This is a genomic window from Paenibacillus apis, from assembly GCF_018333295.1.
Classification (GTDB): domain Bacteria; phylum Bacillota; class Bacilli; order Paenibacillales; family Paenibacillaceae; genus Fontibacillus; species Fontibacillus antibioticophila.
Map to the genome: position 1 here is coordinate 87,964 of NZ_BORS01000004.1, position 20,002 is coordinate 107,965.

The following is a 20,002-nucleotide window of genomic DNA, read 5'->3' on the forward strand; positions in this document are numbered from 1 at the left end:
CCGTTTAAAGAACGGGACAAGCTTTGTGTGCGGAAACCTATTGACGTTATCTAGATGACATGATAATATTTGACCGAATAACTAACATGTCAGTAATCAAAATAGCATGTTAGTATGTTAGTTCTTGCTTTTTTATTCCTAATTTAAGGAGGGCATTTTGTGGATGTAACGAACTATGTAATTGGTTTCTTGATGGTTTTATCATTTTTTGGGCTCGTGTGGTATTGCGTGAAGGGTTACAATCTCATGGTTGGTTTTTTCATCATGTCGGTGCTGTGGACGGGTATCGCTTTAATTGGCAATGCGATTTCGCCCAATTCTATGATGGAAGGGCAGACGTTCGTTTCCGTGCTGACAAATGTATTTCAGACAGGGCCGGAGAACTATGGCAAGGCCATTCTTGTAAACGTTTTCTTCGGGGCGTTTTTTGGCCGAATCCTGATGGACACCGGCATTGCTGCCACACTGATTCGTAAAGTGGTAGAACTAGGCGGAGACAAACCGCGTGTGACGATGTCGCTGCTCTGTATTGTGACAGCTGTTATTTTTACGTCCATGACCGGGATTGGCCCCGTCATCTCCATCGCTGTTATCGTGCTCCCGATCATGTTGTCCTTAGGTATTCCTTCCTCAGTAGCGTTATTCTCCTTCATGGGCTCCATTATGGCCGGGATTTTCGGAAATATCGTGAACTTCAAACAGTATCAAGCCTTTTTCGCTACCGCCAACGAAAGCTATGCCAGCTACGATTACAACGACTACTTTACCTTCGGGATGATTGCGATGGCCGTCTCACTGGTCATCGTGCTTATTGTGGCCAACCTGTCTATGAACAATAAAAAAATCTCTCGTGCCTGGGCAGCCACTACACCTGAAGAACAGAACACTAATGATGCGCCTGCTATTTCCTGGATTTCCATTATTCTGCCGGTCATCGGCGTGGTCCTGTTCAAAATCCCGATTATCTTCGGATTTATCTTTGCGGGCTTGTTCGCCCTGTTGACCTGCGGCAAGCTTAAAGGCGGATTTGCGAGTATTTGCCGGATGTTATCCAAGCAGTTCGCAGATGGTGCCATTGATGTGGCGCCGATGATCGGATTCTTGCTGACCCTTGCGATGTTCAACAATGCCGCTACATATGCCTCGCCTTATTTTAAAATTCTGTTCGGCGGCGTGATGCCGCAGACAGCCTTGTTATTATGTATTGTGTTTGCCATCCTGACACCGCTTGGCTTCTTCCGCGGCCCGATGAACCTGGTCGGCTCGGGGGCGGCTATTCTGGCTGTAGTCGTCTCGACGGCGGCATGGCCCGTGCAATTTCTGTACCCGTTGTTCGCCGTTACGACGGTGGCGCCGCAGCATCTGGACGTCACCCAATCCTGGGTTGCCTGGGGATTTGGTTATACCAAGGTTCCAGCCAGAGACTTCATGAAGATGTCTATTCCTTCCGGCTGGATAATCGGAGTTATACTTTGTGCCGTCGTGTTTGTGATGTACGGCAGCTTGGTTTAATAGAGCAAGCCGGTTGCCGTACTTAAGGGCGGTAACCGGCTATATAAGGATTGGAGGACAAACATGAGTAGAATCATTCGCATGGGAATTGACGTAGGGGGAACTCATACCAAGGCGGTAGCCATTGACAATGAAACCCATGATATTATCGGAAAATCCTCGGTCAAAACTACGCATGACGACCCGCGAGGCGTGGCTGCCGGAGTCGTCAGATGCTTCCAGAATTGCTTGACGGAAAATCAGATTCAACCAGAGGATGTTGTTTTTGTCGCGCATAGCACCACACAAGCGACCAATGCGCTGATTGAAGGGGATATCGCCCAGGTTGGCATTATCGGGATGGGCAAGGGGGGATTTGAAGGTTTTCTGGCTAAGAGGCAGACGAAGTTGTCAGACATTGACTTGGGGAACAGCAAGGCAATTAAAATATATAATCATTTTATCAATGTCAAAAAAATGACGGAAGAGACCGTGGTGCAAGTGATCGAGGACCTGGAAGGGCTGGGTGCGCAGGTGATTGTTCCGTCGATGGCCTTCGGCGTGGATAATGGCAGACCGGAGCAGCTCGTCCATGAGAAAGCGGAGAACAAAGGGCTTCCTACCACCATGGCGTCCGATATTACGAAGCTATATGGATTAACCCGCCGCACAAGAACGGCGGCGATTAATGCCAGTATTCTCCCTAAGATGCTGGATACGGCCAATTCCACCGAGCAATCCGTTAATGAGGCCGGCGTGCATGTGCCGCTTATGATTATGCGTGGTGATGGGGGAGTCATGGAGATTAGTGAGATGAAGAAGCGCCCCATTCTCACGATGCTCTCTGGTCCGGCCGCTTCGGTGATGGGCTCTTTGATGTATTTAAGAGCCTCCAACGGAGTTTATTTTGAGGTCGGTGGAACCACAACGAATATCGGCGTTATTAAGAATGGTCGGCCTGCCATTGACTATTCCATCGTTGGCGGTCATCCTACCTATGTCAACTCGCTGGACGTTCGGGTGCTTGGGGTAGCCGGAGGGTCCATGGTTCGTGCTGACAAGAACGGGGTCATCGATGTGGGTCCAAGGTCTGCGCATATTGCCGGGCTTGACTATGCCGTATTTACCGACCCGGCTAACATCCAAGGACCTAAGGTGGAATTCTTCTCGCCCAAGCCTGGAGACCCTGCAGATTATGTGGCGATTCGGCTGGAGAGCGGGGAGCGGGTGACCATTACCAACTCCTGTGCAGCTAATGTGCTTGGCTTGGTCAAGGAAGATCATTTCTCCCATGGCAATGTTGAAGCGGCGAGAAAGGCGATGCAGGCGCTGGCCGATTACTGCGGTTCGACAGTCGAGGATATTGCCCGGCAAATCATGGAGAAGGCGTACGCCAAGATTGAACCTGTTATTTTGGCGCTGGCGGACAAATACAAGCTGGAGAAAGATCAGATTTCTCTCGTGGGTGTCGGCGGCGGCGCAGCTTCGTTGATTGTTTATTTTGCCGAGAAGATGGGGCTGAAATATAGTATTCCTGAAAATGCGGAGGTTATCTCTTCGATTGGCGTTGCGCTGGCCATGGTTCGGGACGTGGTGGAGCGGATCATCCCATCGCCTTCCAAAGAGCAAATCAGTGCCATCAAGCTGGAAGCGATGAATAAGGCCATCCAAAGCGGGGCCACACCGGAAAGCGTAGAAATTCATATCGATATCGATCCGCAAACCTCGAAGGTCACGGCCATAGCTACCGGTTCTACAGAAGTGAAAACCAATGAGTTATTAAAGGAATGCAGTGAAGAAGAGCTGCAAGAAATATCCGCAAGCGATATGCGTATTCCGGTGGAGCGGACGCAGCTCTTGCAAAAGACGAGATACTTTCATATCTTTGGCGAAAAGACCGACAAGCCAGGAGATGCCGGGGCTATTCGTATTGTGGATAATAAAGGGTTTATTAAAATCCAGCGCGGTCGTGCGCTGGCGATCAAGACGACAGCCGGCAACTATTTGCAAGCTGTGAAGAAGCTGTGGGAGGATATGGCCGTATATAAAACAGAGCTTATTGCCCGGCCTGATTATTATTTATGTATCGGAGCAAGAGTTATGGACTTTACAGCATCCGAATTTGAACAATTGGAGCTGCTGATGGATATCGAGGTGTCCACCTTCGAGCCGGATGAAGAAATTATCGTGGTTGCCGCCAATATGAAGCAAAGCTAAGCTCGTTTGAGAAATGGAGGGTTTATGCGGAATCCGAACCAGTTGGAGGATATGATCGGGACGCTGTTGCAGGTGGACGACCAAGCCTGGGGAGCGTATGCCTTCTCCAGAGATGTACTGAAGCGCCGAATACGCCCGGAGCAAATGGCGAAGATGACGGACGAAGCCATTTGCTGCGGTAAAAATTATGCTAAGCGCATGATCGCTCATTACGGCTGTAAGGATGCACGCATGCTTGCCGAGAAGATGAAGATCAAGGTTCAGTTTGAGCCCTCTTCCATCACAGGCAATCGGATTCTGTTCGCCTGCTATACGCCGCCGGACCACATCGCCATTATGGATGAACCCATACGCAGGGCGGCGTTATTGGTATCGCAGGAGGCCCCGGGTTTGGTTGAACTATTCCGGCAAGATGATATAATGAATACTATCTTGGGGCATGAAATATTTCATGCTGTAGAGGATCGGTATGAATCGGAAATGTATACGCGGACCGAAAAAATAGTCCTGTGGCATTTTCTTGGTTTGCAGAACTGCTCGAAGGTACGCGCGCTTAGTGAAATCGCCGCCATGTCGTTTACTCGGGAACTGAATAGACTAGACTATTCCCCGTTTATTCTGGATTTTCTGTTGTATTTCAGTTACGATTCCTCCGGCGCAGAGAGCATTTATCGTGACGTTCTAGGAGTGGGTTCAGGAAGGTGTAGGGAAGCCGTTGAAGATCATGAATAACAGCAGCTCATTAAACGATGTAACTTACAATAAAATCAAAGAAGACATCATGAACATGGCGCTCGAGCCAGGGATGGACGTAAGTGTTCAGAAGCTGTCCGAACGTTATGGCGTCAGCCGAACGCCAGTTCGAGAAGCGGTTGTGCGCTTGCAGCAGTCCGGGTTGGTGGAAATCTATCCGCAACGCAAAACGGTGGTGTCCAAGATTGACCTGCAGCGGGTACGTGAGGAATGGTTCATCCGGACTTCGCTGGAAGCCGCGGTGGTGGATGATTTCATTCGTAAATGCAGCGAACTGGTTGCGGACACGATGCAGGAACTGATTAACAAACAGAAGAAGTATATGGACAAAAAGCATTTTATCGAGTTTTACCATAAGGATAATCGCTTCCATCAGTTGATCTTCGAGACAGCGGGGGTATCGCTTGCCTGGTATACCATCGAGGAGGTGGCCTCCCACTATAACCGGATTTGTCTGCTGCATGGCAAAATGGAGGGTGCGCGGCAATCTCATATTTCTCAACATGAGAACATGGTGGCCGCCATTCGGCGTCGTGATGCCGAGGCCTTGCGCCAAGCGGTGAAGGAGCACTCGGGCAGCCTGCTGGAGCAAGTGAATAGCATGTCCAAGCAGTACCCGCAATTTTTCTAATAGATATTTAATAGATAATGATGATGCTACATGAATAAAACCGCAGACACCCCGCTATGGGATGACTGCGGTTTTTTGATTACGCTTGACAACTATGGCTGCCAGTCGACCACCATCGTACCGACGCCGCTTGCCGGGGCGGTGTAGGTATGATTAGACCCACCTTCCCAAGTGACGACGGTGCCATTTTTCTTGATAAATTTGAATTGCAGCTCTGTTCCGGCGGGCACGCTTACATCATAGTACCAGGACGGATAAGCGGCAATGATCTGATTGAAGAACGGACCGATCGCTTTGTCCGGGTCCCAGTTGCCTAGCTCAGTAGTATTGCCGGTTAAGTAAACATTCTCACCGAAAGCGGTGGTGGCGTTATTCACGACGAAGCGGACTGATACCTGATCACCTGTCAGCAGGTTGAAGCTATTATAGCTGTTGCTGTCCACGGAGCTTGCCGTGCGCACCTTGATACTCTGCTCGCCAGCAGTAGCCGAAGGAACAATCACTTGAATCTGGGAATCCTCCCATCCTGTGATCTGGCTGCCGGTGACCGCTGTAGTGCCGAAGTAGACTGTACCTTTGGTATTCCCAAAACCGCGTCCGTCAATTGTCAGTGTCGTACCGGCTTTGCCCAAATCCGGTCCGATATTGCCGATGATCGGAGCTGTCTCGTTAGCCGCAAATTGCCATACGGCAGCAGCTCCCGCAGGCAAGGTGAATGCAGTTACGGCACCTGCAGAATTAACGGTTATGCTGTTACCATTTAGCAATCCACCCAGTTCATCTACATAGGTGCCAGCGGGAAGCGAGGTTAGCAGACCGGTTATGGATGCTGATGCCGTCTCACTGCGGTTAATGGCAATCAGGGCTGTGCTGCTGCCGAATTTACGCTCATAAATATAGACGTCGTTATTGATCCAGCGCTCTTGCGTGCTGCCATAGGCGATGGCCGGATTGGACTTGCGAAGCGGGGCCAGCTTGCCGATGACTTGATAAGCGGTGGTATCTGTCGAGAAGCCGGTCATGAAGGAGCGGTTCGCCGGATCGCCATTGCCGGACATATATTGCTCTGTACCGTAATAGATAGCCGGTACGCCGCGCGAGGTAAGCGTGAAGGCCAGTGCTTGCTCTAAGCGGCGATTGTTATTTCCAAGCTTAAAGCGATCCATGTCATGGTTGTCAATGAAAGTAACCTGATCCTGGATATGCGTGTAATCGCCTTCGGTTTCGACCAGCATGTTGTTCAGTCCGTACATATTGTCGCTATTATCGCGGAACACTTGGCGTACCTTTTGTCCGAAGCGGAAATCGAGCAGACTCATACCGGATTCATTGGCGAAGTCAATATTGTTTGGGTCATATTCGCCTACGCCAAGGAACCATTCGCCGAAGGTAAATACCGGCTCATAGTTGGAGATATATGACATCCAGTTCTTCTGCCAGCCTGGCGGCATATGCTTGACCGCATCTACCCGGATACCGTCGATGCCCATATCGAGCCAGAGCTTGATGGCCTCTTTGAAGTAAGCGTCTGTTCTGTTATTGTGATGATTGATATCGGCCAGATCATATAGATTCCGATAGATGCCGTCCTCCAATGAGGAGAAATCAGTTCCCAGATTATGATGGAAGATACCGTTTGTATCACCGGTATAACCGGCAATCAGATTGCCATTATCGTAAAGCTTGCCATTTTCTGCGAAGGATGGTTGTGTCTCGGAGGCCGGTGAGGTATGATTTGGAGCAAAATCAATAATAATTTTGATGTTATTGGCATGAGCCGTGTTAATCAGATTCTGGAAGTCGCTCATGCTTCCGAACGCCGGATTGGTTCGCTTGAAATCCCGTGCCCAATAACCGTGATAGGCGGTGCTGTTTTCGCCCGAGTAGTTGATGATGCTATAGATGTTCTCTACAGGCTGGGAAATCCACAACGCGCTTACGCCCATTCCTGCAAAGTAACCATCGTTGATTTTATCAATAATTCCTTGCCAGTCTCCGCCACAGTATAGCTTGAGGCTTGTACACCCTGGGGAGTAAGCTCCTCCGGTTGGGTTATTGGAAGTATCCCCGTCTGCAAAACGGTCAGTTACAATCTGATAGATAACATCAGTGGAGAAGCCCTGTTTGTTGAGAACCGAGGTGTCAGGTGCTGCGCTTGCCGAAGGAATGGCCATGAACGGATTAAGCCATGAAGTGAATAGAAAGGTGGAAGCAATCACTGCAATCATTGATTTTTTAATCATCCATCTCATTGATCAAGCCGCCTTTCAAGTTTTTTTGTACTGTCTTGCGGGTGAAGCTAGACAACCTCCTTTCCTGCTGCCCATACAAATAACCCCGCAATCTTCGGGTGGAAGATTACGGGGTTGTTCCTGAGTCAGCTCATGATCAGGGAAGCAGTGCCCTCAAATTATAAATGGATACCCTCGGCATATAGTTATAAGACGCACGTCAAGGATACGCTTTCATTTTAAATTACAATCCCATATCTGTCAAATGATAACATATTTTAAAAGAATAGATGATGATTAGAAGTTTATTGGTTTAGCGCTTTGGTCGGATACATGAATAGAGAGGAACTGCTATAATTTCCCTGTGTGGTAACAACTTTTGATGCTGCCTCTAAATGTCTGGACCATGATAAGCATATCTAAAAAGGAGGATAGAGCTATGATTAGTGATTCCGATTTGAAGCACCTGCAATCACTGATGTTCTCTTGAATATTAAAGAAGAATAGGAGATAACAATGTCCTGGAGTCAAGCCCTTAAAGCATTTTGCGATCTTTATACAGCATCAAAATTATCAACCAAGTGGATTGTAGTCGGATCCGTTGGCTCGGTATTGCAACATGCCAGCATGAGCCCAAATGACTTGGATATCTATGTTAAAGATATTGAAGCTGTGAAGCAACTAGCAGGACTGCTGGCTCAATACAATTTAAAGAAAAAGTCTGAACGATCCTATTTTGATTCGGATTGGCGTTCTTCTGATGAAGAACCCTACTTTACTCAATCCTTTTCTTCAGGTTTTACATGGACGAAAGGCAAGTGGAAGATTCAAGATTTTGATGTGGAAGTCGTACACATCTCCAATTCTGCCGGAATACCTGATTCAGATTCAGGTGAAGGCATTTGGGAGGGCGGCAGATATATTTGGGAACTAATAAAGCATGTTGAATTTGAAAACCATCTCGTTCCGGTCGTGCCGTTGGAGATTCAATTGGAATCGAATATCAGAAGGAAGAGACAAGATCGGGTAGATGCTATTTTGAATGCATTCATGCTTCATGGTTATGACAAGGATTTATTAGCGAAAGCATTATCGAGTACTAGTAAAGGTTCATCAGAAACAGTTGCCGCGCTTTTATAATTTGATCATTTTTCGTTATTTTTTGGAGAACAGGAGATGGTCTATTGCAGCTCAGTTTTTGGGAGAAAATGATTGACGCTTTTCGTTACAACGATGCCTTATGGCATAATATTTTTCTTACGATTATTTATGCTTTGTTCGCCTTTGCGGCTTGCTTCGCGGTAGGTAACTTTATTCGTTCAGCCAAACGAAGTGAAAACCGCGATGTGACGGAGCGACGAAATTCACCTCGTCCTTGGAAGACCCTCTATTTTACCTTTGGAGGAGCTTTTGGCCTTCTGATTATTCCTTTACTCATATTCGTTATTCTCAGCATTGTTTTGGGGGACGCCAGCAGTGCAAGAGCGAACAACCAGATCATTGTGTATGAACAGGACAACCATCAGGTGGCCGTTACGGTCGTAAAGAAGTTTACAGCTACTTCACAGGAATATGGCATTACCTCAGGAACAACCCATTCCTATTTGCAGGCTGTAGATATGAAGCGAGGACAAACATTATGGAAGATCAAGCTCCCTGATGGGAGTGAAACCAAAACTATACTCGGGGAGACGGAAGCGAACATCATTGTTTTTAACGGAAAAGGCATTTCAATCGTCGATAAATCAAGTGGTGACGTTATCGCAGACCAGAAGACCTTTATCAAGAACAGCCCTGCACTTGATGGGCAGTTCGCTCCTAATCAGGATTGGTATATCTGGGAAGATCATGGACAGCTTCTTCGTTTCAAAGGGGCGGACGGGCAGCTCTATGAGCTCGATCTCACCAAATTTACAGGCAAGGCTGTGCAGAACGTAGAAGCGAATAATTATCTTGATCAGCATGCCGGTCATTCTCTTTTCGATCCCGGGAACAACGGTCTTGTGCTATTAGCTAAGTCGGGCCGGGAAGACGGGCGTTACATCACCTTCTTGGGGCAAGAAGAGGTGCAAGCATTGAGCGTTCAGGAGCTTGAATCGTCGAGCTTCTCCAGCGAACGGAGGCAGCTCTACATCGGAAGTCTTCATCAGATGGGCAAGCTAACGACAGAAGACCTTAAGCCTATTGTTGATCAATTCTTCATTCATGGAGGCTTCTTAGCCGATCTTGAATCAGATGCAAGCAATCCCTATGCATTCACCAGCCCGCCGGAATTCAAAAGCCTGGTTAAAGAACCTGCAGCCCCTGATCCGGATCAATACAGAGACAGGGATGCTTTTTACAAGGATCGAGACAAATACGATAAAGCTAGAGAAGCTTATAGAGACCAAGAACAGAAATATAATGATCTGTTTAACAAATTAAAGAATCGCGGAGGCTATGTTACCGAACTAGCACCTCTATCAACAGGCCAGGAGGGTACCTTTGTGGTAGCTCATCAGGATTCCACCCTACCCGATGCCCATCTGCTTTTAAGTGCTGTAGATACCGTGAATGGGAAGCTGCTCTGGACGATGGATACGAGTATGCAGTCCCTAGGAACGCATAAAGTGCTGGACGGTTCCCTGGTCATTATGGGGATGTCCCGTTCAATGGAGATTACAGACATTCTAAAAATTTCGCTATCCGACGGTCACTTAACTGGCTTTAATCTAAAATATGAGCGAAGCTACGAACGCTCCCCCTCTTAATCAAAACGCTCTGCAGATGGATTTCTTCCATACTGTAGAGCGTTTTTTATAACGAAAGACTCAGATGACGCCGCTTCTGCGCATCAGGGCTATCGCCCTTTCGGTTATTGGATGTATAATTGTGGAAGAAGCTCAGCAACCATTGATCCAGCCTGAGATAAGAGTTATCAAGGGCTGGGTTGTTTTGCAAGTAACAAATGCGAAGTAAATTCTTAAGCAGGATATGAAGGCGCAGGTTATATTTTGGAGGTAGCAGAAGGTCGTATCTTAATTGTTGAACAAAAATATTTGAATAAGACTTGGAAAGAAATCATGAATGATTACGTTGGAGAAGCAATCTGGCTAAGAACTAAAACAAAAGATTTAAAGCCAGGCCAAAGAATTTATTACCGGATAAAAGGCGGAATTAATGATTCATATCCATCACAAGCAGATGCTAAAGAAATAAAGATAATCAATGAATAATTATGAAGTGGCACTATTAATCCTGCCTTTTGACGGGTTCACAAACATAGGAGGAAAATCGAGTGAAGTATATGGATCATCCAAATAAGAAATATCATGTTCTTGCAAGAGGTGTAATGATCTCCTCTGAGTATATTTTTGTAGCGCATTGTATCGGAATGGATAATACATTCTTGCCTGGCGGTCATGTTGAATTTAATGAAGGGTTAAAGGATACCTTGAGCCGAGAGATCGGGGAAGAATTAGGATTATCATGTGAGGTTAGCGGATATTTAGGAGCTGTGGAAGCTGAGTTTGAGGATCTTGATACCTATCATCAAGAAATTAATCATGTATTCACGGTGAAGATTCAGGATATTAATCACAAAAGAAACCCAAGCTCAAAAGAAGATCATTTGGAGTTTTACTGGATCCACATTAAGGACATGGAGAAACACAATCTCCAACCTCATCCAGTCAGAACATTAATAATGAATTACTTAGAGAATAAAGTCCAAGGGTCCCATTTTTTAAGCACTTTTGATGATGGAAGTAGAGTGTAATTCGAGAAAGAACATACAAGTAGGAGGGATGTAATGACGTGTTAAATCAAATCCATATTGTTGGGGCATCTGGTTCGGGTACGAGTACGCTTGCCAAAGCAATATCAAAGGAGTTTGGCTATAAGCACTTCGATACAGATGATTATTACTGGTTACAAACCGAAGAACCATTTACAGAAGCACGACCAATTGAGGAAAGAATTAAATTACTTACGGCGGATCTCCAAAGCCATCCAAAATGGGTTTTATCGGGATCCTTATGTGGATGGGGGGACTTATTTATTCCGTATTTTGATCTGGTGATCTATGTATGGATTCCTAAGGACATCCGAATGAAAAGACTGAGGGATCGAGAAATATCAAGATATGGAGAGGATATTGACTTTGGTGGAAAGCGATATGAGTCATATCAGAAATTCATAGCATGGGCATCCCAATATGATGAAGCGGGAAGAGAGATGAGAAGCAGGGCATTGCATGAGGAATGGTTGGAGGCATTGCCATGTAAGGTCGTGAGATTAGAAGGAGATATAGAGGTTGAGGAGAAGCTGGACTATTTGAAAGAGCTCTTAGTGTAAAGAAAATAAAGTTGTAGACCTACGTAAGTTCCTTAATAGGTAATTGAAAATGATGTTGAAACTTATTTCTCATACGTCAGTCCCACGTTAGGTATTATAGAATATGTTTTATCGTTAAGAATTGGATGAATGTAAATAGTACATATGGGGGTAATTAAGTTTTGAAAACTCACTACTATCTCAGTTGGTTTAATGATTTTTTCCCAGAGAAGCTGGTCAAATGGTTGCATGAGGATATAACAGACAGAAAATCGCTTGTTATGATTAGCGGGCAACCGTCTGGTTATAAAGATGAGCAAGTTAACATTGATGATATTTATGAAAGGGCATGGTTTGATCAGGCTAACATTATTTTTGATGAATATCATTTTATTGATTACCGCATGCAGAAGGAAGATGCCCAGCGATTCATTCGAAACGCTTCTGTCATTTTTTTATGCGGCGGATATCCTGTTTTGTAGAATGATTTTTTGGTGGAATATGAATTATCGGATGCGATTAAGAACAGCAATGCCTTTACAATGGGTGCCAGCGCTGGTGCGATAAACATGTCTGCAAAATGGTTATGCTCGAAAAACGGTGGCCATAAAGTTGACACGAGTACGATTTATAATGGTATAGGCTTTGATCGGTTTGCCTACGAATCTCATTCTAGACTCGACTATGCTGCGCTGGTTCAAGGCTACCTGTTCCCCTTGTCTGAGGAGATGGATGTTTATGCGGCAGAACAGGAGAGCGCTATGCGTGTAAAGGACGGCAAAATAGATATAATGGGTAACGTATATTTAATTTCCCACTCAAAGATTCAGAAATTGGCTGAGACGTTTTAGTTAGAGTTAGTGGCTGTGACCTGTACTTAGATTAGAACATATTGTAGCAGGACTATAGACATGGTATATTCTCCCTGAGGATCTATTTTTTCTCTCTACATCAATAAATAGAATATATTCATCATGTTCCATGCTAAGCACGCTATACTACTTCGCCATTCGTCGCAGATCCTGCCACTTTTTTTTATTTATCATAAATTAACGGAAGTAAGCAAAGGGAATTATGGCAGATGAATGGAATTAGTATAATTAAGGACTGTTAGAGGTTTCTGATGTAGTACAAGGAGGAATTTCACTGAGATATTTCCCTAGGTTTCTTTTATTTATGAGTGTGTATATGCTTATCCCACTTTTAATAGTCTATACCATTCACTATTTAGATCAGTATGTAATTGAGTCTGAAAGGTCCGACGTACTTTCATTTGAGTCTATATTGACATGGATTATTGGTTATTATGTCATTGGTATGTTGAATATAGTGTTTTTTCCAGAGGGGAAAAGAGAGTGAGCTTTTTTGTAATTTGGATAATAGGGCAAGTGCTTATTGGGCTTGGATTTGTCTTCTTCGCTTTTCATGATACACAGACAAGTTATGGTAATGGTTTTATTATTTTTTCGTGGGATTTTGGAATAAGGTTGTTTGCATTTTCGTACAGCCTGATCTATAGTCTTATCTTTTTTCTTATTGCCCATGGAATTATTCATAAAAGGAAGAACAGCGTTCTAAAAGGAGAGAATTATGAGCAATCTTAAGCAGATTCTGCAGCAGGTTAGAGACACAACCACACTATTCCAAATGATCTTACCGTCGAAGATTTGACCTTGGCGATGATAAATAATATCGGAGCAATAGATAGTGAACTGTGGGATGAACTAATCTACAGTACTTTCAGTCACGGATACTTGGTAAGAAGCTGAGCACTGATTTTCTATCCTGCTTATACCTCTGGCCTTAGAGTATCATGCGACAGAACCCTTTTTATCAAATGAACAATATGATGATGTGTACTCCAGAGTGTGTGATTATTTTATCCATGAACAGGATGCTTCTACTTACTGTTCTTCAGATCAATGTATTGAAATATTAAGTTTGGTTAAAAGAAAGTCCTGTATCAATTCCTACACGTTCATTAACGGTGAGGATGATAGAGTGGCAGAAGTAGTATTTCGAATTGTCGAGAGAGGTCTTCTAAGCAAACATATAATATCCGATTGGATCAAGCAATTCAGTGGAACTACATATAGTAACAGTTATCCTAAAGATGATATCCTACGAACCAACACTAAAAATCTACTTAGAAGTATTTGTTTTAAACTTATGTCTCAGGATACAGATTCGCACAAGGACCTTACCGAAGATCTAATCCATGTTCTTTCAGAAATGTAGTTTAGTCAGATGTATGGACTGAGAAAATCACAAGTTAGATCATTTACTTTGAGATGTAGTACGAGGTGGAACAATGGGCAGCTGTTCAAAATGTCAGAATACGAATGTCATCCAGAGAAGCTCACTTCTTACAAGGCTATTGCTATCAATCTACATTTTTCTTAATTTTTACTTTTTTACGGGTGAAGTTGATTACGGGGCAATAATCGCACTACTTCCTTTACTCATTCCTTATCATCATGTTTGTATGGATTGTAACGCTGATTTTTGGGGAGCACCCAAAATTAGAATTCGTAATTTCTGGTTGGAAAATCTTTCTGAAAAGTATTTATTGGCAATGGCACCTTCAATACTTACAATGACGATTTTGATTCTTAAATTCCCTTACACAGGGCTTGAACGCATTGTATATTTACCTGCCATTTATGTTATAAACAGCATTCCAATTCTGATCTATCTCCTGAAATTTAGTAAAATTAACGGTATATTTAATTTATTCTTAGGGTTATTTATACAATTGGTAACAGTAGTACTGTCCATATTATTTTATCCCAAATGAGGTTTGATAATGATCATTCAAATGAATCAAGATAATATGAACGATTATAGCAGTTCAAATGAGCATTTCATTGTTTTTGGACGTCTAGTGCCTAGATACGAGAATGATGAATGTGGATCAAGTAAGAAATCGAACACTCGAATTTTTCAAGTCTGTTAATGATGATTGGTTGGATACGGAAGAGGATTTTTGGTATGAGAAAAAGGCAAATTACTATTTCATGTGGTTCCATGTTTTTGAGGATGAACTCAATCATAGAGGTCAAATCAGACTGATCAGAAACAGACTGAAAGTAAAATGAAATGGATATCACATGATAAGGAGCAAACTTGATGACGATCATTTATATGGTTAGGCATGCTGAATCACCGTATGATGAAGGCAATGAGAGAACAAGAGGGCTGACTGAAAAAGGAAAATCGGATGTTGAAAAAGTAACACAAGTGCTTATTGATGAGGGGGTAGACGTTGTTATCTCTAGTCCTTATACACGAGCCGTACGGACTGTAGAGGGGACAGCCCAACACTTTCATTTAGAAGTTGCAACGTTTGAAGATCTTCGTGAGCGTGACTTTGCCGCAGAAGATGATGTGATTGATAGAGGCAAATTAATGTCCAATATCAGAGAGAATTTCAATGACTCGGAATATGCTCTGTATGGTGGTGAGTCTAATGCTGAATGCCAAAGGAGAGCCATTGCAGTGCTTAAGTCGATTGTACAAGAGCATACCGGAAGAAAAATTGCAATTGGAACACATGGTCTGGTAATGACGCTAATGTTGAGTTATTTTGATTCCAGCTATGGGTTTCCTTTTCTAGAACAATTAAATAAACCTGATATATACAAACTGCACTTTGAAGACTTCGAATTAATTGAAGTAGTGAAGTTATGGGGATGAGTATCGATAGACGATTCAATGCGGGTTCAGGGAGGAATGCCACATAAATTTTGTGTGGGACAGAAGCAAGCCTAACGTGAGATATCCCCAAGAGGTCAGGGACTCCAAGCTAAATGAAATTGTGCATAGGGAGTCCTGGATCATTGAAGGAGTTCATCATAAGTGGGGACAGGACAGCTTCAGAGAAGCAGATGTCATATGTATCATTTGCCCAAATAAATATCAAAGAGACTTTAGAGTCGTTAAAAGATTTATTCGAACCCGCCTGGGTATGGAGTCGTCGAATTACAAGCAAACCCTTAAAAACTTATACCAAATGCTATTTGTATGGAACAGAGCCTTTGATCAAGAGAATCTGAAGGTTATCATGAAAATAACAGAACAATATGCCGAGAAGAGAGTGCTGCTAAGGAACAATAATCAAATAGTGGAGCATATAGAAAACTTGGTTCAATCAGAGAGGGGTGTCCTATGAATCTTGATGTTCTTTACGAAGACTTTCCTATCATTGAGGGTAACAGGCTTAGCTTGAAGAAGATAGAAGTAAGTCATCTGGATGATGTATTTTCGATTTATAATAATGACCGTGTATTTGAATATTGCGGGATTCTTCCCAAACATAATATCGAGACAGTAAAAAATATGATCGGACATTTTGAACGCGATTATAATAAACGGTCCAGAATCAAATGGGGGGTCCTTATTCCAGGATCGTCCGGCAAGCTGGTGGGGATCATTGAGGCATTTGATTTTAACTCTAAAGTCAATATGGTTACCATCGGGTATTATTTTGATGAGAATTATTGGGGTCAAGGCTTTGCTACAGAGGCGGTCCAGCTTCTAACCCGTTTTTTATTTGAACAAGTCAACCTAAATCGAATCCAAGCAGAAGTCATGCCGGCTAATGAAAATTCAAAGCGTGTACTGCTCAAGAATGGGTTCCTGAAAGAAGGAACTCTGAGACAAGCCAGCGTATGGACGGGAAAGGGCATTGTCGATTTAGAATTATACGCGCAGCTGAAGGAAGATTATAAGCCCTAAAAAGTCTTTTCATGCAGCTTGCTAAATAATACATCGGGAGTGATAAGCATATGGACATAGCTTCTGAAGTCATTCAGAGCATTTTAGTGAAGTTTAAGTCAGAACGGAAATGGACCCTGCAGGCCCTAGCCCAATTGTCGGAGGAGGATATCACTTGGTCGCACACTCCGGAAAGCAACAGTATTGCAAATTTAGTGAGCCATATTCGAGGCTGTGTTCATTCAAGAATTGAGACGATCTATTTTGATATCCCGGACACTCGAGAACGAGATAAGGAGTTTGAACCTGGACTTCAATTATCACATGAAGAAGCTTATCGAATGGCAGCAGAAGCCTTCGATATCATCATTCAGTATCTTGAGCATCTCCAAGCTCATCCAGAGCTATTATTGTCCCAGCCGTTCATAAATCGTCCCCCTCTGACTTATAGCCAAGTGGATAATGAGACAACCGCACTGAACCTTATGATCGCAATGGTTAGAGAAATTCATTACCATACAGGGCAAATCATCTATGCCGCCAAGATTAGAAAAGGACGATTAGAATGGCAATATGACTGATTCGAGGAGAGGGATGACATGAAAAGATTGATATTTGTTGAGGGAATTCCCGGCTCTGGAAAGTCCACCTTAATGAATTGGAGGGATAATTATGAAATGGATCGATCTAACTCATATCATGCGAAATCGTCTCCCTGTGTATCCGGGTGATAGTGAGATGGAATTGGTGCAAACCAATGAATTGGCGAAGGACGGCTATTGTAATCACCAATTAACAGTCAATATGCATACAGGCACTCATATCGATGGACCGATGCATTTAATCCCTTCGGACCGGTACATAAGTGATTTCCCGTTGGACACATTTATAGGAAAAGGCACCTTGATCCATGCTGCTGGAATGTCCCAAATTGATTATAAAGAGGAGTATGAGGACTTCATCCAGGAGGGAACGATTCTAATTCTTTACACCGGGCATAGCAGCTATTTTGGTGAAGATAACTACTTTTCAGAACATCCGACTCTGACCAAGGCGTTTGCTGAGTTATTGGTCCGCAAGAAGATCAAGCTGATCGGAATGGATACCCCCTCACCAGACAAGCATCCCTTTGAAATTCACAAATATCTGTTTGAAAATCAGGTGCTTATAGCTGAGAACCTAACGAATCTGGATCGTTTGCTAAGTGCAAAGTCTTTTGAAATCATTGCGCTGCCTTTATTTATACATGCAGATTCATCGATTGCTCGGATTATTGCACGGGTTGAGGAATAAAGATGAGAGGAGGCTGGTCGCCCCCTCTCTATTTAAATTACATGCTTCCATGCTGATCCAATATATGAATAATAACGGGGGAAGAAACAATTAAGAGTGTGAGTCTAGAAATTAAGAAAATCGCCCGTTTTGTTTTCATTTCCATATACCCCTTCTATTATATTTTTGTAGGCTGAAAGCGTAACAACGTCACTTTTATCTCGAAATTTTTCAAATAAACCTACACAATTTAATATACGTGATTTCAAATTAATGGATACAGATTTTTCCAGGGATCTAATGAGATATTCAAATCCACCCTTATATTCATGAATGTTGAGGTAATAGTAGGATAGTTCATAATAAAATCTCGCTAAGCGTTCTTCAGTAATTTGCCTTGTGTAGGTATTTTCCTCAGAACCAATATTTACAAGCTGGCCTATATCCATCCTGCGGATAATTTCATCTATGTTGATGCTGTACCGATTGGCTGCCGATACGACATTTAGAAAGGCCAGAAGCAACTCCTCGGCATTAGATTCCATGTAAGAAAGATATTCAGTAAATAAAGTCGAATCACCCGCCGCTATTCGTGTTGCCATTTTGTTAACCTTGGCCCAGACATGGAATTTATTTTTCCAGAGTAAGCTCGATTCATCCTCTTCCTTTACCCAATTCAGGCTGGAATATAAATCGATAAAATCTAGAGCTCTCAGGTAGTCTCCTCTTGCTTCGTAAACACTGCCCAGCAGCAAATCAGAGTAGGCTATATACGTAAAGAGTGGCCGCACAGGTTCCTGCTCAAGATCAAAGGGCTTCTTTAGTTGATAATAAAATTCTGCCTTTTCTTTAAGTTTTAGGGCAATTTCTTCTACTTTGTCCCAGTGGCGTAAAGAGCGGTATGTATTCGCAAGATCCTTTAGTGCTTCTAGGTGGTTAAATCCATCCAAACGATCAACAAACATTTCATATTGAATTGCAGTTTGATAGTTCTTCTCTTGGTTAATTCCAAGTCTGCAGGTAAAGAGTCTGTATTGGCAGAGAGCCAGTCTCTCGGAGTGCTGATTTTTCTCGCTAAGAGCAACATTTTCATAAATAATGCGCGCTGCTTCCTTTTGACCGTTTCGAAAAAAATTCTCTGCCATTTCAAAGAGCACTTGTGAGTACATTAGGTTATCGAGTAACAACTCAACAGATTTTTGAATGAGGTCCAGGCGGCCAGCTTCTTCACAAGCAAGTAAAAAAGGCTTGATACGACGCCAATTGGGAGTTGCTTCGACTAAAACCTCCTTGAAATACTGGTCGTAAAATAGTCCCTTATTCTCTCCTAAGCCCTCAGTAATCATGTCCAATTGCTCTATCGTTACTTTTCTATGCCCGTTTAGAATGTAACTAAGAGAGCCAACATTGAGTCCTACTTTATTTGCAAACTGGTGCAGGTTTATACCCTTTTGCTTCATATATTCATTTAGCATGGAACGAAATGTAGCATTAGATTGCAAGCCATCACCACCCGGGAGTCATTTGCTTTTTTCAATAATATCCATTTTATGATTGACGGTCAATTTCTCTTTTTTAGGGATAGATCTCGAATGGGATGTATCCCTTCTTTATGCTTGGAGTAAAGATAACAGCCAAAAGGGACAGGGGATGGTATAATTAGGGAAATTAGTTTGTGAGCTGGATACAAGGAAAAGAGGACTTATATGGGATATATTTCTGAGCTAAGAGAGCTAGTTGGAACCAGGCCTATTATTTTGACGGGTGTGACGATCATCGTCTTGAATAAAGACAATCAAATCCTTCTTCAGAAAAGAACTGATACGGGAGATTGGGGAGTCATTGGAGGCGCGTTAGAATTAGCGGAGACATTTGAAGACGCAGCAAAGAGAGAGTTGTATGAGGAAGCTGGTTTAAACTCTAGTGAATTTAAATTTATCACTTTATTATCCGGCAAAGATATGTATTATAAATATCCTCATGGAGACGAGGTCTATAACGCCATAGTCGTCTTTGAAGCGATGAATGTATCAGGCATCCCAACAATCAATGATGATGAAGGGTTAGAATTGAAATATTTTAGCTTAGAGGAATCCATAGATCAATTAAATCCAATGACGCATAAGATTTTGAAGAAGTCGGGATATATTCACTGGTAGTTCAAATAATACTTAATTGTATCATTATCAGCACGAATATTTCGGAAACAGCCATTAATTCCGGTAAAAGGCTTGATCCGATGTATGAGACAGATCAGTTAATTAGAAAACTTCAAGGAATCTATTCGAAATGGGAAATTTTACAGCAAACTGTAAAGCCCTATGAACTTGAAATTGAGAGAGACGGGCAACGAATTTTACTGCAGGGCGACGTACTA

At 43.2% G+C, this 20,002-nt stretch carries 17 protein-coding genes and 2 pseudogenes; 17 read left to right on the forward strand and 2 right to left on the reverse strand.

All coding sequences use genetic code 11. The features are described from left to right. Positions 1-159: 159 nt before the first annotated feature. The 4 genes from KI362_RS07150 to KI362_RS07165 all read left to right on the forward strand — a co-directional run bounded on the left by KI362_RS07150 (position 160) and on the right by KI362_RS07165 (position 5,092). Complete coding sequence (locus KI362_RS07150) at positions 160-1,512, forward strand: citrate transporter (protein ID WP_301625989.1); 1,353 nt, start codon at positions 160-162, stop codon at positions 1,510-1,512. A 63-nt stretch (positions 1,513-1,575) separates the two neighbouring features. Beyond that, positions 1,576-3,708 (forward strand): hydantoinase/oxoprolinase family protein, encoded by a 2,133-nt coding sequence (locus tag KI362_RS07155; RefSeq protein WP_301625991.1) that lies wholly within the window; start codon positions 1,576-1,578, stop codon positions 3,706-3,708. A gap of 24 nt (positions 3,709-3,732) precedes the next feature. Then, positions 3,733-4,440, forward strand: coding sequence for a hypothetical protein (locus KI362_RS07160; protein WP_301625993.1), 708 nt, complete (start codon positions 3,733-3,735; stop codon positions 4,438-4,440). Beyond that, on the forward strand, positions 4,433-5,092 hold the full coding sequence (locus tag KI362_RS07165; RefSeq protein ID WP_301625995.1) for a GntR family transcriptional regulator: 660 nt from the start codon (positions 4,433-4,435) through the stop codon (positions 5,090-5,092). The genes KI362_RS07160 and KI362_RS07165 overlap by 8 nt, the downstream gene beginning before the upstream one ends. 92 nt (positions 5,093-5,184) lie before the next feature. Here KI362_RS07165 and KI362_RS07170 read toward each other — a convergent pair whose 3' ends face one another. Further along, positions 5,185-7,344, reverse strand: coding sequence for an alpha-amylase family glycosyl hydrolase (locus tag KI362_RS07170; protein WP_374705629.1), 2,160 nt, complete (start codon positions 7,342-7,344; stop codon positions 5,185-5,187). Positions 7,345-7,839: 495 nt separating this feature from the next. Here KI362_RS07170 and KI362_RS07175 point away from each other — a divergent pair, with 495 nt between their 5' ends. From KI362_RS07175 to KI362_RS07225, 12 genes and pseudogenes are all read left to right on the forward strand, one after another. Further along, entirely contained in the window at positions 7,840-8,463 is a 624-nt protein-coding gene (locus tag KI362_RS07175) for a hypothetical protein (protein WP_301625997.1), read from the forward strand. Between the two features lie 44 nt (positions 8,464-8,507). After that, positions 8,508-10,073 (forward strand): PA2928 family protein, encoded by a 1,566-nt coding sequence (locus KI362_RS07180; protein WP_301625999.1) that lies wholly within the window; start codon positions 8,508-8,510, stop codon positions 10,071-10,073. A 243-nt stretch (positions 10,074-10,316) separates the two neighbouring features. After that, positions 10,317-10,538: a DUF3221 domain-containing protein gene (locus KI362_RS07185; RefSeq protein ID WP_301626001.1), complete on the forward strand. Its 222-nt coding sequence runs from the start codon at positions 10,317-10,319 to the stop codon at positions 10,536-10,538. A gap of 71 nt (positions 10,539-10,609) precedes the next feature. After that, on the forward strand, positions 10,610-11,080 hold the full coding sequence (locus KI362_RS07190) for an NUDIX domain-containing protein (protein ID WP_301626405.1): 471 nt from the start codon (positions 10,610-10,612) through the stop codon (positions 11,078-11,080). A gap of 38 nt (positions 11,081-11,118) precedes the next feature. After that, positions 11,119-11,658 (forward strand): AAA family ATPase, encoded by a 540-nt coding sequence (locus KI362_RS07195; protein ID WP_301626003.1) that lies wholly within the window; start codon positions 11,119-11,121, stop codon positions 11,656-11,658. A gap of 161 nt (positions 11,659-11,819) precedes the next feature. Next, positions 11,820-12,488, forward strand: a pseudogene (locus KI362_RS07200) (cyanophycinase). A 934-nt stretch (positions 12,489-13,422) separates the two neighbouring features. Next, positions 13,423-13,875: a DUF2785 domain-containing protein gene (locus KI362_RS25515; RefSeq protein ID WP_374705635.1), complete on the forward strand. Its 453-nt coding sequence runs from the start codon at positions 13,423-13,425 to the stop codon at positions 13,873-13,875. 671 nt (positions 13,876-14,546) lie between these two features. Further along, positions 14,547-14,735 (forward strand): annotated as a pseudogene (locus tag KI362_RS07205) (DinB family protein); the annotation flags it as partial. Positions 14,736-14,763: 28 nt separating this feature from the next. Further along, positions 14,764-15,333, forward strand: a complete 570-nt coding sequence (locus tag KI362_RS07210) for a histidine phosphatase family protein (RefSeq protein ID WP_301626005.1) — start codon at positions 14,764-14,766, stop codon at positions 15,331-15,333. Between the two features lie 471 nt (positions 15,334-15,804). Beyond that, positions 15,805-16,374, forward strand: a complete 570-nt coding sequence (locus tag KI362_RS07215; protein ID WP_301626007.1) for a GNAT family N-acetyltransferase — start codon at positions 15,805-15,807, stop codon at positions 16,372-16,374. 50 nt (positions 16,375-16,424) lie between these two features. Further along, positions 16,425-16,934, forward strand: coding sequence for a DinB family protein (locus KI362_RS07220; RefSeq protein WP_301626009.1), 510 nt, complete (start codon positions 16,425-16,427; stop codon positions 16,932-16,934). A gap of 91 nt (positions 16,935-17,025) precedes the next feature. Then, positions 17,026-17,646, forward strand: coding sequence for a cyclase family protein (locus tag KI362_RS07225; protein WP_301626011.1), 621 nt, complete (start codon positions 17,026-17,028; stop codon positions 17,644-17,646). A gap of 104 nt (positions 17,647-17,750) precedes the next feature. Here KI362_RS07225 and KI362_RS07230 read toward each other — a convergent pair whose 3' ends face one another. Continuing rightward, positions 17,751-19,127 carry a helix-turn-helix domain-containing protein gene (locus KI362_RS07230; RefSeq protein ID WP_301626013.1) on the reverse strand — a complete coding sequence of 459 codons (1,377 nt, stop codon included), beginning with the start codon at positions 19,125-19,127 and terminating at the stop codon, positions 17,751-17,753. A gap of 204 nt (positions 19,128-19,331) precedes the next feature. Between KI362_RS07230 and KI362_RS07235 the strand changes: the two genes are divergently transcribed. Beyond that, positions 19,332-19,784 (forward strand): NUDIX hydrolase, encoded by a 453-nt coding sequence (locus tag KI362_RS07235; RefSeq protein WP_301626014.1) that lies wholly within the window; start codon positions 19,332-19,334, stop codon positions 19,782-19,784. Positions 19,785-20,002: the final 218 nt, after the last annotated feature.

Coding starts and splice junctions, on each gene's coding strand:
- KI362_RS07155 (WP_301625991.1), top strand. CDS start 1,576: ATGAGTAGAATCATTCGCATGGGAATTGACGTAGGGGGAACTCATACC.
- KI362_RS07160 (WP_301625993.1), top strand. CDS start 3,733: ATGCGGAATCCGAACCAGTTGGAGGATATGATCGGGACGCTGTTGCAG.
- KI362_RS07165 (WP_301625995.1), top strand. CDS start 4,433: ATGAATAACAGCAGCTCATTAAACGATGTAACTTACAATAAAATCAAA.
- KI362_RS07170 (WP_374705629.1), bottom strand. CDS start 7,344: ATGAGATGGATGATTAAAAAATCAATGATTGCAGTGATTGCTTCCACC.
- KI362_RS07175 (WP_301625997.1), top strand. CDS start 7,840: ATGTCCTGGAGTCAAGCCCTTAAAGCATTTTGCGATCTTTATACAGCA.
- KI362_RS07190 (WP_301626405.1), top strand. CDS start 10,610: ATGGATCATCCAAATAAGAAATATCATGTTCTTGCAAGAGGTGTAATG.
- KI362_RS07215 (WP_301626007.1), top strand. CDS start 15,805: ATGAATCTTGATGTTCTTTACGAAGACTTTCCTATCATTGAGGGTAAC.
- KI362_RS07220 (WP_301626009.1), top strand. CDS start 16,425: ATGGACATAGCTTCTGAAGTCATTCAGAGCATTTTAGTGAAGTTTAAG.
- KI362_RS07225 (WP_301626011.1), top strand. CDS start 17,026: ATGAAATGGATCGATCTAACTCATATCATGCGAAATCGTCTCCCTGTG.
- KI362_RS07235 (WP_301626014.1), top strand. CDS start 19,332: ATGGGATATATTTCTGAGCTAAGAGAGCTAGTTGGAACCAGGCCTATT.